Below are 11,521 nucleotides of genomic sequence, written 5' to 3'. Positions count from 1 at the left end.
TGGAGGTCTGGCGGAAGGATCGGGGACGGGGGTGGAAAGGGCGTCAGCGGCCCTGGACCGGCTCGGGGGCGGGCGCGGGCTTGGCGGCGGCGGGGCGGCGGCCGGTGGGGCGCGGCCAGCTGAGGAAGACCAGCATGGGCACGGCGTAGACCAGCCAGACCACGACCTCGATGACGGTCGGTTCGGGTTGCAGCCCCAGCACGCCGGTGAGCAGCGAGGAGATCACCGTGCCGGGCCGCACCAGCCAGCTCAGGTCGAACGCCTGGGACTGGCCGGCGTCGATCCAGCCGGCCTCGTGCGCGGTGTGGAAGACCGTCATCACCAGGCCGGCTGCGACCAGGACCAGCACCAGGCCGGTGATCTTGAAGAACCGGCCGAGGTTGAAGCGCACTCCGCCGCGGTAGATGCCGTAGCCGATGACGCACGCGATGACGATGCCGATGGCCGCGCCGGTGGTGCCGGTGCCGACGCTGGAGCTGTTCTGGATGACCGAGACCAGGAAGACGGCGGTCTCGAAGCCCTCGCGCAGCACCGCGAGGAAGGCCATCACGACCAGTGCCCGCGCCGAGCCCTGGGCCAGCGCGTTGGCGGCGTGGTCCTCCAACTCGCGCTTCATGCCGCGGGCGTGACGGCTCATCCACAGGATCATGCCGGTGACCATGACGACGGCGAGGGCGCCGATGACCGTCTCCAGCGCCTCCTGCTGCTGCTGCGGCAGCTCACGGGAGAGGGTGACCAGCCCGATGCCGATCAGCAGGCACAGGGTGACGGCGACACCGACGCCTATCCACACCTGACGCAGCGCGTCCCGGCGGCCGTTGCGGCCGAGGAAAGCGGCGATGATGCCCACGATGAGCGAGGCTTCGATGCCCTCCCGCAGTCCGATGACGAGGGTTGGGATCACCTGAGGTCAGTCCTTCCGAGGCAGCCGTTATGCGTGGTTAGGCTAGCCTAAGTTCGGGACTCCAAGGTGAGCCTTGCCTAACGATCGGGCAAAATATCGTCACCGGGCACCGTTCGGTACGGTAACAGGGGCGCGCGCCCGGCCCGCCGGGCGGGGGCCCGCGCCCGGAGCCCGCGCCCGCCGCCGCCGTACGCGCTGCCGTACGCGCTGCCGCACGTGCCGGGGTACGCGCCGGGGTTCGTGCCGGGGTTCGCGCCCCCGCCCGTGACCGCCGCTCAGCCGGCCGTCAGCACCTCGCGCAGCCGGTCCAGCGACCAGTCCAGGTCGTCCTTGGAGATCACCAGCGGCGGCGCCAGCCGCAGCGTCGAGACATGGGTGTCCTTGGCCAGCACCCCGCGCGGCAGCAGCGCCTCGGCGACCGTGCGCGCGGTGCCGCGCTCGGCGGGGATGTCCAGGCCCGCCCACAGCCCGCGGCCCCGTACCTGCGTCAGCGCGCCCGCCGCCAGCAGCGAGCCCAGCTCGCGGTGCAGGTGCTCGCCCAACTCCGCGGCCCGCCGCTGGTACTCACCGGTGCGCAGCATCGCCAGCACCTCCAGGCCCACCGCGCAGGCCAGCGGGTTGCCGCCGAAGGTCGAGCCGTGCTCGCCCGGCCGGAAGACGCCCAGCACCTCGCGCGAGGACACCACCGCCGAGACCGGCACCACACCGCCGCCCAGCGCCTTGCCCAGCACGTACATGTCCGGCACGACGTCCTCGTGCTCGCACGCGAACGTCCGCCCGGTCCGCCCGAGGCCGGACTGGATCTCGTCGGCGATGAAGAGCACCCCGCGCTCGGCGGTGATCCGCCGCACCCCCGCCAGATACCCCGGCGGCGGCACCAGCACGCCGGCCTCGCCCTGGATCGGCTCCAGCAGCACCGCGACCGTGTCGTCGTCCACCGCCGCCTCCAGCGCGGCCAGGTCGCCGTACGGGACGACCTGGAAACCGGGGGTGTACGGGCCGAAGTCCGCGCGGGCCTCCGGGTCGGTGGAGAAGCTGATGATCGTGGTGGTGCGGCCGTGGAAGTTGCCGTCCGCCACGATGATCTTCGCCCGGCCGTCGGGCACGCCCTTGACCTTGTAGCCCCACTTGCGGGCGGTCTTGACCGCCGTCTCGACCGCCTCCGCGCCGGTGTTCATCGGCAGCACCATCTCCATGCCGCACAGCTGCGCCAGCTCCGCGCAGAAGCGGGCGAAGCGGTCGTGGTGGAAGGCCCGCGAGGTCAGCGTCACCCGCCCCAGCTGCTCCTTGGCCGCCGCGATCAGCCGCGGGTGGGCGTGCCCGAAGTTCAGCGCCGAGTAGCCGGCGAGCATGTCCACGTACCGCTTGCCCTCGACATCCGTCACCCAGGCGCCCTCGCCCTCGGCGATGACCACCGGCAGCGGGTGGTAGTTGTGCGCGCTGTACGTGTCGGCCTCGGCGATCTGCCGCTCGGTCGCGGCGCCGGGGGCCGGGGAGGTGCCGGGCGTGTTGCCGGAAGTGCTGGTGGTCACGTGCGTACTCCGTTCGTCGTGCGTCGGGAGCCAGGCGGCGGGCACCCCGGTGGGGGACGCGGGCGCCTGGAAGGGGGCGGGGTGTGCCCCTGCGGCACTGCTGTCGTCGTTCCACGGTGTTCTACCGTGTTTCCATCGTCGCGCACCCGGGCCCGCGCGAAACCTTGCGGCGCGCGGCGCTTTCCCCCGCAGATCCGGCGGCCCCGATCGGGGGTATGGCGTGTCGCGCCGACCTGAGAGAATGGGGGCATGGCCCCCCTCTCCCGCGTCCCCCGCGCCCTCTCGGGCATCCAGCCCACCGCCGGCTCGTTCCACCTGGGCAACTACCTCGGTGCGGTCCGGCAGTATGTGGCGCTCCAGGACACCCACGACGCCTTTTACATGGTGGTGGACCTGCACGCGATCACCGTGCCGCAGGATCCGGTGGAGCTGCGGGCCAACACCAGGACCGCCGCGGCCCAGCTGCTGGCGGCGGGGCTGGACCCGGACCGCTGCACGCTGTTCATCCAGAGCCATGTGCCCGAGCACGCGCAGCTGGCGTGGGTCATGAACTGCATCACCGGCTTCGGCGAGGCGTCGCGGATGACGCAGTTCAAGGACAAGTCCGCCAAGCAGGGCGCCGACCGGGCCACGGTGGGCCTGTTCACGTACCCCATCCTCCAGGTCGCCGACATCCTGCTCTACCAGGCGGACGCGGTGCCGGTCGGCGAGGACCAGCGCCAGCACATCGAGCTGACCCGGGACCTTGCCGAGCGTTTCAACGGCCGGTTCGGGCAGACGTTCACCGCGCCGGTGCCGTACATCGTCAAGGAGGTCGCGAAGATCTACGACCTCCAGGACCCGGGCGCGAAGATGAGCAAGTCGGCCGCCAACCCCAAGGGCCTGGTCAACCTGCTGGACGACCCCAAGGTCTCGGCGAAGAAGTTCCGCAGCGCGGTCACCGACACCGACACCGTCATCCGGTACGACGAAAAGGACAAGCCGGGCGTCAGCAACCTGCTCAGGATTCACTCCGCCCTCACCGGCACCGGAATCCCGGAACTGGAACGGCAGTACGAGGGCAAGGGCTACGGTGCGCTCAAGACCGACCTCGCGGAGATCTTCGTGGAGTGGGTCACCCCGTTCCACGACCGCACGAGGGAGTATCTGGACGACCCGGAGACGCTGGACTCGGTCCTCGCGAAAGGCGCGGAGAAGGCCAGGTCCGTGGCGGCGGAGACGCTGGCCGCGGCATACGACCGGATCGGCTTCGTGCCGGCCAAGCACTGACGGCCGGCGGCCGGCGGGCCCCGCCCACCGGTCGCGGGCCGCGCACGATCGGGGTACCACGGGGTGACGGGGCTTTCGGGGAACGGCGCACGCGCGCACACGTACGTCTGACGGGCACCGGCCCTGCGTCCGCAGGGCACCGACCCGGGGAACCTGGGGAAAGGGGTGAACGCATGGAGACCACCACGACGATCGGCGTGTCCATCGCGGTCCCGGAGCCGTACGGGCGGCTGCTCCAGGAGCGCAGAGCCGGCTTCGGCGACCCCGCCGCCTACGCCATCCCCACCCACATCACGCTGCTGCCGCCCACCGAGGTCGCCGCCGCCGAGCTGCCCGCCTTCCGCGGCCACCTGGCCCGGGTCGCCGCGGCCGGCCGCCCCTTCCTGATGCGGCTGGACGGCACGGCGAGCTTCCGGCCGCTGTCCCCGGTGGTCTACGTCCACATCGCGCAGGGCGCGGACGACTGCGCCGACCTCCAGGAGCGGGTGCGCTCGGGGCCGGTCCGCCGCGAGCTGCAGTTCCCGTACCACCCGCATGTGACGATCGCGCACGGCATCCCCGAGCCGGCCATGGACCGCGCCCAGCGCGAGCTCGCCGACTACGCGGCCGAGTGGACCACCACGGGCTTCGCGCTCTACGAGCAGGGCGGCGACGGGGTGTGGCGCAAGATGCGCGAATACCCTTTCGGGGCTGAGCCCCCGTCCGTGCCGCACCAGCACCCGCTGCGGACGACGGCGACCCGGCTCTAGGGCCCGGCGTGACGGCGCCCCGCCGCCCGGGGTGGCCGGGGACGGGGCGACCGGGTGCCGGACCGCCCGCGCGGGGCGGCCCGGCGGTGGGGCTCAGCGGTGGGTGCGGTGGCCCCAGGACTCGGTGTCCACGATCGCGCCGCGGGCGTCACGCAGCGTCGCGGTGTCGCGGCTGCGGTTCCACACCGAGGCGCCGCGGTCCTGGTAGAGGTCGCGGGCGGTGTTGCGGCCGTTGCCGGTGTGGACGCGCAGCGACTCGTGCGCCCGCAGCGTCACGTTGCCGAAGCGGTACGTGTGGCGCTCGGCGTCGGTCAGCGTCCAGCGGTTGAGGCTGACCGCGCGCCGGCCCTCGTTGGTCACCGTGATCCACTCGTTGTTCAGCGAGCGGTTCGACCGGTCCCGGTCGTTCGCGGTGTGGTGGACGGCGCCGAGGACGACCTGGGCGCTCTGCTGCCGGCCGCGGTCGTGGCCGCGCGAGTGGTCCGCGGCGGACGCCGGCAGCGCGGCGGCGGTCACGAGGGCACCCGCCGCGAGCACGGTCGCGGCCAGGCGGGAAGCGATACGGGACACGGAGTCCCCTTTCGTGTCGTACTGGTGATCCGGGCGCCGGCCCGGTCTCCCGCGCCGACGCCCTCACGATCACTCCGCGCCCCGGCGGCCGGCCGTACGGACGGCACCGTGTTACCGATTACGGACAAATCCGTAACTGTCGGATGCGCCGCGCAAGGAGTGCCCGGTTCGGTGTGTCGCGACCCTCGGGTACGGCTTCTGGCCGCGCCGCTACGGGCCCGGCGGCGGCGCGCCACCCCGCGGGCCACCCCGAACGCCCGCCCGAGCGCTCGGGCGGGCCGCGACCGGGAACGTAACGGAACCGGCTGCCGGGCGGGCGGCCTACGGCGTCCAGCGCAGCGTCATGTCGGGCAGGTTCTCCATGTTGCGGGCGCCGTCATTCGTGTCCAGGACGGTGAAGCCGTGCCGCTCGTAGAAGGCCCTGGCCCCGGTGTTCTGCTGGAAGACATGCAGCGACAGACCGCCGGGGCTGTGCCGCCTGGCCTCGTCGAGCAGCAGCGTCCCGATGCCCTGCCGGCGCGCCTCGGGCCGCAGATAGAGCTGCTCCAGCATGTCGCCTTCGAGCGCCGCGTAGCCCTCGATCCGCCCGGCGCGCTCGGCGACCCACACCTGGCACTGCGTGAGCACGACCTCCCGTATCCACCGGGTCACTTCGTCGTGCCCGCGGCGCTGCGGCGGCAGATACGGCATGGTCCCGGCCCGCGAGTCCATGTGCACCCGCGCGACCACCTCCGCGTCCGCCGCGCCCGCCGACCGGATCCGCACACCCTGAGGTCCTTCACTGTCACCCATCCGCCGGACCGTACCGGCACCCCCCACCCCGGGCCACCGGTTAACCGCCCGCGGCTCGGCTCGTGGGCGCTCCCGGCGTCCGCTCAGTGCGGCCCGGGCTTCCGCGCGGCCTCGGTCACGGTGGTGACGCGGCCGGTCTCGACGGCGTAGACGTGGCCGGAGACGCTGACCCGCGGCGGCAGCAGCGGTGCGGCGAGCAGGCGGGCGACGTCCTCGCGGACGGTGCGCTCGGGGTCGGCGACCTCGGTGGCCCGCAGCGTGGGCTCGTCGACGCCGGTGGTCTCGGCGGCGCGGCGCAGGAAGGCGGGGTCGGCGAGGAAGCCGGTGCCGCACTGCGTGTGGTGGAGCAGGGCGACCTCGAAGAGCGGGCCGTCCGCCATGCCGAAGACGTCCGCCGCGAGGAAGGCGAGGTAGGCCAGGTCGTGGATCAGGGAGGGGGTGACACGGCCGCCGGCGTTGCGGACGACGGGGGCGTCGCCGGGCTGGAGGCCCAGGATCGCGGCGGGGTCGAGGCGGTGGTCCAGGCAGGTCACGACGACGGTCTGCGCGGTGGGCACCCCGAGGGGGACAGGGGAGTAGGCGCGGGCGAAGTGCTCGTTGCGGGCGAGGAGGGGGGTCAGGCGGGTGGGCATGGCGGGCTCCGGGCGTTGCGGAGGGGCGAGCCGCCGGGCTCGCGCCGTGAGGTGGACGCCGTCCACCGTAGCCCGGGGATGTGGACAGCGTCCACTGAAATGTGGACGCCGTCCACTACAGGTATCCTGACGTCGTGACGCCCGACCGGCCCGCCCCGCGCCCGCCCTCCGCCGAGGAGCCGCAGCGGCGCCCGCGCGGTGCCGTACGGGACGGCCTGGTCGCGGCCGGGCTGGACCTCGCCCGGGCCGGCGGACCGGACGCCGTGGTGCTGCGCGAGGCCACCCGCGCGGTCGGCGTCGTCCCCAACGCGGCCTACCGGCACTTCGCCAACCGCGGCGAGCTCCTCGCGGCGGTGTGCGCCGCGGCGATCGGCGAGCTGGCCGACCGGATGGCCGCGGGCACGGCGAGCGTGCCGGGCCCGTACGGCGACCCCGCGGCGGCGGGCGCGCGGCTGCGCGCGGTCGGCACGGCGTATCTGGCCTTCGCCCGCGAGGAGCCCGGCCTGTTCGCCACCGCCTTCGCCGTCCCGCACGAGCACCCGTACCCGTACCCGGGCGCCGCGCCGGGCGCCGCCGGCCCGACCCGGCCCGACCGCTCCCCCCTCGGGCAACTGCGGGCGGTGCTGGACGAGTTGACGCAGGCTCGGGTCCTCGACCCGGAGCGCCGCCCGGGCCTGGAGTACCCCGTCTGGTCCACCGTCCACGGCCTGGCCGTGCTCGTCGGCCAGGGGCCCCTGCGCGACCTGCCCGCGGCCGAGCGCAACGCGCTGGAGGAACGCACGTTGCGCACGATCGGCGAGATGCTGGCGTAAGGACGCCCGGGCGTTTCACCGGCCGGGCGTCACGGGCGCTGCTTGGCCCTGTCGACGACCGCCCAGCTTTCGAGGGAGGTGAACAGGACTTCGTGCACCTTGCCGTTGCCCGACCCCGCGCTCTCGTCGACCCGGTAGCCGAGGTAGGCGTAGGTCGTCGGGTCGAAGAGGAAGTAGTCGCCCCCGTCCTTCGTCCCGTACGGCCGCTCCGGGTCGTCGTACGTGACGCCCACGCCGACCCGCCCCCTGGCGTCCCGCAGGCCGGAGACCACCTTCGTCCCGGGGACCAGCCCGAGCGCCTCGAACGCCGCCGCGCGCAGCCCGTCGGGCATCACCGGAACGCGTTCGAGCAGCCCGGTGAGCATGAGGTGGACCATCGACCACATGCCGTCGTTCAGGCCGGTCACCTTGCCGTTCTCGATCGTGGCGTTGCCGCCCACGACCCTGAGGATGAGCTGCGTGGGGTCGGTCGGCAGCTTCTCCAGCTCCGTCCACTCCAGCGGCGGCCAGTTGATCACGCCCGGTTCCGACGGCTGGGACCACCAGCCCTTGCCGACCTCCATGACCCAGGACGGCTTCGAGTCGTCCACCGAGGTCCAGTTCTCGTCGGTGTAGGTCTTCGTGTCGCCGGCCACCGCGTCGGTCTTCTTGACGAGCTCCTTGGTGTAGATGAACTGGTCGTTCCTGGGCCGTGCCGCCTGCTCGTGCTGCCGCGCGTACGTGGCCGCGCCCTTGAGCACGGTCTGCGCGCTGACGTTCTCCAGGACCAGCGGGGAGTCGCCCGCCGCCCGCCCCTTGCCGTTGCTGCCGCCGGCGCCGTCGACGAGCCCGGAGACCGCGACACCGCCGGTGACCGCGGCGGCGACCGCGGTGGCCAGCGCGATGCGCAGGACGGGGCGGCGCGGGCGCGGTGCCGGGGCGCTCCCCGCGTTGCCCGCGTTGCCCGCGGTCTCCGCGTTCCCCGAGCGCTCCGCCTCGATCGCGGCGAGCAGCCGGGCCCGCACCCGCCACCGGGTGGCGACGTCCAGCGGGGGAGCCCCCGCGTCGTACTCCCGCAGTTCTTGCAGGTCCCGCATGTCTCGCGGCTCCTCGATCTCACGCATGGGCGTCCGCCTCTCGTAAAGCTGTCGGATCAGACCCGCCCAGTGCTGCGCGCAACCTGCTGCGAGCCCGGTTCAGCCGGGATCTGACGGTGCCCACCGGCACACCGAGGGCCTGGGCCGCTTCCTCGTAGCCGAGGTCGGCCCAGGCCACCAGCAGGACCACGTCCCGGTGCCGGGCGGACAGCCTGGCCAGCGCCGCCGCCAGCTCCGGCCGCAGCCCCGTCGCACCCGCCCTCGCGACCGCGCGGTCCGCGACCGGCTCCTCGTGCTCCACCGGCTCGGGGACCTTCGCGAGCGCCTTTAAGCGGCGTGCTTCGGCCCTGCGGTGCCGGGCGACGAGGTTGGTCGCGATGCCGAAGAGCCAGGGGCGGGCGTCGGCACGTGTGAGGTCGTAGCTGTGGCGCCGCTGGAAGGCGGTCGTGAACGTGTCCGCCGTCAGGTCCTCCGCCGCCTCCGGGCCGACCCGCCGGGCCAGGTAGCGGTGCACGGCGTCGGCGTACCGGTAGAAGAGGACGGCGAACAGCTCGGGCTCGTCCCGGGACCGCGCGATCACACCGGCGTCGCTGTCCTCGCGTTGCTCTTCGCGGGTGCGGACGCCCGGGGGCTCGACGGCCATCAGGGCTCCTCTCGTTCGGGTCTCGTTCGGATCTCGTTCGGTCGAACGCCTCGAAGGCTTGGGCTTGTTCGGGTTCCTCTCCTGTCCTTCGCCGCTGGGCCGCATCGGGTTCCATCCCCGGGGGCGCTCGGCCCGCGGGGACATCGGCGCTGCCCTCCACCATGTCCGCGCGGCCCTGTCCCGGGCGGCGCCCGGCGCGGTATCCAGGGAACCCCGCACCGTGCCGTACGTGCCGCACGCGCCGCACGTGCCCCCGAGCGAAGAGGTGAGCCCTGTGCGCACACACCGCAGGCCCGCGGCGGGCGGCGAACGGGACGAGGCCCGTCCCGGGGCGGCCGGCGCGCAACGCCGTACGGCCGACCCCCGCACCCCCGACCTCGTACGCGGCGACGCCCGCGCCATGCCCGCGCTCCAGGGCTCGGTGGGCAACGGCACCGTCCTGCGCATGCTGCACCGCTCCGGCCACCCCGTCCTCCAGCGCACCCACTTCGGGCCCGGCGAGGAGGTGACCGCCGACCCCGGCTACAGCGTCACGCTGAACGCGACGGTCAACGGCGTGGGCATCGGCACCTTCAGCAGCCAGACCACGCCGTACTCACCCGGCGACCACGCGGAGGACCAGCTCATCGACGAGCTGGAGACCGCCTGCTCCATGCCCACCATGGCCCGCGCGGACACCGCCCAGGCCCTGGCCCAGGGCCAGCCCGACGGCCAGGGCGGCCGGCTGCACACCCTGGTCATCTCCGACCTCACCGCGAGCCCCTGCTCCAGCCGCCACGGCACGACCACCAAGGCCCCCGGCGTCGAAGGCTGCACCGAACGCCTCGTCGACCTGGCGACGAACGGCCACCACGGCCACCGCTTCCAGATCACCATCCGCGCCCACCACCTCTACCAGCCCCGCATCCCCAACGCCCGCGCCCTCTCCCAACAAGCCGTCGCCGACCTCACCGCCGCAGGCATCACCATCCAGGTGGGCTAGGGCCATCCGTGGAGGGTGACGCCGAAGTCCCCTGCGAGGTAGCCGCGCAGGCCCGCCGCCGGGTACGGGATCAGGTCCGCGGGCAGCGCGTCGACGGGGAACCAGCGCAGGGCCAGGCACTTGTCGGGTTCGCGGTTGACGGGGTCGCCCTGCCAGCGGGTGGCCTCGAAGAAGAAGCCGATACGGTCGGCGACGCCGTCGTCCTGCCGGTGGTGGACGGTGTGCACGAGCCGCAGGTCGGCCTCGGCGACGACGACCCCGGTCTCCTCGTACCCCTCGCGCACGACCGCCCGGGTCAACGCCTCGTCCGGCTCCAACTTCCCCGAGGGCGCGTGCCACATGCCGTGCCCGTACGCACCGGCCCGCCGCGAGAGCAGTACGCGGTCGCCGTCCCGCAGGACGAGGTGCACGTCGATGACGGGTCCGCCGACGTTCACGATCGTGGCCTTTCTTGCCGTTTCCGGTGCGCAGCCGGCGCGCAGCCAGTGCGTAGCTCGTAGCGTGAGAGTGTAGACGGCGCGTGCGGCGAGGACTGAGGGGACGCGGGCGGCCCCGCTGAGCCGGGGGTCCGGGGCAGCGGGGCCGTCGTGGGTGCGGGCCGGCGGGGTCAGTTCAGCGGGATGTCGAAGTTCTTCGCCGTGATCTTCGTGCCGTTCGAGGTCTGCGCCGCCAGGCGCTTGTAGCGCAGGACGAGGGTCTTCTCGTCCTTCTTCGGGGTGAAGACGACCCACCCGGTCGTCGTCTTGCCGGTTTCCGCGTCCTCCAGCGGGGGGTAACCCGCCGCCTTGATGTCGTCGTCGAGGATTGTCGTGCTCGCCTGGTCGATGCCGTTCGACTGGGCCGTCAGGTAGAAGGAGTCCGCGCCGAAGGTGTCGTAATACTTCGAGCTCGCCGTGACCTTCACGTTGACCAGAATGACATCCTCGTCCTCCAGCGCGGAGAACTTGCTTTTCGACGCCGCCGAGGGCTGGAAGCCCGAGATGTAGCTGATGACGGTGGCCTTCTCGCCCATCACGTCGTCGGTGAACGACTTGTTGACGGTCACCGGCTTGCCCTGCGCCGCGGTGCCGCCGCCCGCGGCGGACGGCGAGTCGGTGGGTGCCGCGGTGTCCGCGGTCGGGGAGGGCGCGTCGGTCGTGGCCGGGGCGCCGGCGCTCGGCGTCGAGGACGTCGCGTCGGACGAGCTGTCGTCGTCGTTGCACGCCGTGAGGAACGCGCCGCCGGCTATGACGGCCGCGACGACAAGACTGGTGGGCTTGTGGATACGCATGTGGTGATACCCCCGGTGCGGAATTCGGCGCCGTGACGAGCCGTCAGAGGCTGGGCGTGCCGCTTCCGTTCGTTCGATTGTCTGGGACGTCGCGTCACTATACACGGACCCCGAATGGGCATTGCCGCCGCCCGGAAAGCCGCACTTTACGGCACTTCGGCGCCGCATAACGGGCCGCGCTTCCGGCAATGCGAACACCGAATTTCGTGTACGCGGTGTCGTGCGGTGGCGAATTGGTGACGAGGTTGTGCGGCTGCCGTGACAATACAACTATTCCGTAAGGAAATTGA

Annotated in this window: 13 protein-coding genes; 4 read left to right on the top strand and 9 right to left on the bottom strand. The window is 72.9% G+C overall.

Annotation, left to right across the window (positions count from 1 at the left end; genetic code table 11):
• Positions 1-43: 43 nt before the first annotated feature.
• Both efeU and rocD read right to left on the bottom strand, forming a co-directional pair.
• Entirely contained in the window at positions 44-904 is an 861-nt protein-coding gene (gene efeU, locus HCN08_RS05045; RefSeq protein ID WP_167981611.1) for an iron uptake transporter permease EfeU, read from the bottom strand.
• 275 nt (positions 905-1,179) lie between these two features.
• Entirely contained in the window at positions 1,180-2,436 is a 1,257-nt protein-coding gene (gene rocD / locus HCN08_RS05040; RefSeq protein ID WP_167981610.1) for an ornithine--oxo-acid transaminase, read from the bottom strand.
• A gap of 249 nt (positions 2,437-2,685) precedes the next feature.
• On the opposite strand from rocD, the gene trpS reads away from it, so the two are divergent.
• On the top strand, positions 2,686-3,705 hold the full coding sequence (gene trpS / locus HCN08_RS05035; RefSeq protein WP_167981609.1) for a tryptophan--tRNA ligase: 1,020 nt from the start codon (positions 2,686-2,688) through the stop codon (positions 3,703-3,705).
• 173 nt (positions 3,706-3,878) lie between these two features.
• Positions 3,879-4,454 (top strand): 2'-5' RNA ligase family protein, encoded by a 576-nt coding sequence (locus tag HCN08_RS05030; protein ID WP_167981608.1) that lies wholly within the window; start codon positions 3,879-3,881, stop codon positions 4,452-4,454.
• A gap of 93 nt (positions 4,455-4,547) precedes the next feature.
• Here HCN08_RS05030 and HCN08_RS05025 read toward each other — a convergent pair whose 3' ends face one another.
• The 3 genes from HCN08_RS05025 to HCN08_RS05015 all read right to left on the bottom strand — a co-directional run bounded on the left by HCN08_RS05025 (position 4,548) and on the right by HCN08_RS05015 (position 6,448).
• Positions 4,548-5,024 (bottom strand): lamin tail domain-containing protein, encoded by a 477-nt coding sequence (locus HCN08_RS05025; protein WP_167981607.1) that lies wholly within the window; start codon positions 5,022-5,024, stop codon positions 4,548-4,550.
• Positions 5,025-5,345: 321 nt separating this feature from the next.
• On the bottom strand, positions 5,346-5,816 hold the full coding sequence (locus tag HCN08_RS05020) for a GNAT family N-acetyltransferase (RefSeq protein ID WP_167981606.1): 471 nt from the start codon (positions 5,814-5,816) through the stop codon (positions 5,346-5,348).
• 83 nt (positions 5,817-5,899) lie between these two features.
• Complete coding sequence (locus HCN08_RS05015; RefSeq protein ID WP_167981605.1) at positions 5,900-6,448, bottom strand: carbonic anhydrase; 549 nt, start codon at positions 6,446-6,448, stop codon at positions 5,900-5,902.
• 134 nt (positions 6,449-6,582) lie between these two features.
• Here HCN08_RS05015 and HCN08_RS05010 point away from each other — a divergent pair, with 134 nt between their 5' ends.
• Positions 6,583-7,260 carry a TetR/AcrR family transcriptional regulator gene (locus HCN08_RS05010; protein ID WP_167981604.1) on the top strand — a complete coding sequence of 226 codons (678 nt, stop codon included), beginning with the start codon at positions 6,583-6,585 and terminating at the stop codon, positions 7,258-7,260.
• 29 nt (positions 7,261-7,289) lie between these two features.
• Here HCN08_RS05010 and HCN08_RS05005 read toward each other — a convergent pair whose 3' ends face one another.
• The gene (locus tag HCN08_RS05005; RefSeq protein WP_240969753.1) at positions 7,290-8,336 is read right to left on the bottom strand and encodes a CU044_5270 family protein; all 1,047 of its coding nucleotides are present in this window, start codon (positions 8,334-8,336) and stop codon (positions 7,290-7,292) included.
• A gap of 19 nt (positions 8,337-8,355) precedes the next feature.
• Entirely contained in the window at positions 8,356-8,979 is a 624-nt protein-coding gene (locus HCN08_RS05000) for an RNA polymerase sigma factor (protein ID WP_167981602.1), read from the bottom strand.
• A 274-nt stretch (positions 8,980-9,253) separates the two neighbouring features.
• Between HCN08_RS05000 and HCN08_RS04995 the strand changes: the two genes are divergently transcribed.
• Positions 9,254-9,961 (top strand): hypothetical protein, encoded by a 708-nt coding sequence (locus HCN08_RS04995; RefSeq protein ID WP_167981601.1) that lies wholly within the window; start codon positions 9,254-9,256, stop codon positions 9,959-9,961.
• On the opposite strand, the gene HCN08_RS04990 is transcribed toward HCN08_RS04995, so the two are convergent.
• Together HCN08_RS04990 and HCN08_RS04985 are read right to left on the bottom strand one after the other, a co-directional pair.
• Positions 9,958-10,398 (bottom strand): NUDIX hydrolase, encoded by a 441-nt coding sequence (locus tag HCN08_RS04990; protein WP_167981600.1) that lies wholly within the window; start codon positions 10,396-10,398, stop codon positions 9,958-9,960. The two genes, HCN08_RS04995 and HCN08_RS04990, sit on opposite strands and share 4 nt — an antisense overlap.
• A gap of 170 nt (positions 10,399-10,568) precedes the next feature.
• Positions 10,569-11,231 (bottom strand): hypothetical protein, encoded by a 663-nt coding sequence (locus HCN08_RS04985; RefSeq protein WP_167981599.1) that lies wholly within the window; start codon positions 11,229-11,231, stop codon positions 10,569-10,571.
• Positions 11,232-11,521: the final 290 nt, after the last annotated feature.

Origin of the sequence: Actinacidiphila epipremni (genome assembly GCF_012034175.1) — a bacterium.
In the GTDB taxonomy this organism is placed as follows: domain Bacteria; phylum Actinomycetota; class Actinomycetes; order Streptomycetales; family Streptomycetaceae; genus Actinacidiphila; species Actinacidiphila epipremni.
This window is presented reverse-complemented; position numbering and strand designations above follow the sequence as displayed.

Bases quoted from the DNA above. Each gene is read 5' to 3' on its own strand.
- HCN08_RS05005 (WP_240969753.1), bottom strand. From the start codon at position 8,336: ATGCGGGACCTGCAAGAACTGCGGGAGTACGACGCGGGGGCTCCCCCG.
- HCN08_RS04985 (WP_167981599.1), bottom strand. From the start codon at position 11,231: ATGCGTATCCACAAGCCCACCAGTCTTGTCGTCGCGGCCGTCATAGCC.
- HCN08_RS05030 (WP_167981608.1), top strand. From the start codon at position 3,879: ATGGAGACCACCACGACGATCGGCGTGTCCATCGCGGTCCCGGAGCCG.
- HCN08_RS05015 (WP_167981605.1), bottom strand. From the start codon at position 6,448: ATGCCCACCCGCCTGACCCCCCTCCTCGCCCGCAACGAGCACTTCGCC.
- HCN08_RS05020 (WP_167981606.1), bottom strand. From the start codon at position 5,816: ATGGGTGACAGTGAAGGACCTCAGGGTGTGCGGATCCGGTCGGCGGGC.
- trpS (WP_167981609.1), top strand. From the start codon at position 2,686: ATGGCCCCCCTCTCCCGCGTCCCCCGCGCCCTCTCGGGCATCCAGCCC.
- HCN08_RS05000 (WP_167981602.1), bottom strand. From the start codon at position 8,979: ATGGCCGTCGAGCCCCCGGGCGTCCGCACCCGCGAAGAGCAACGCGAG.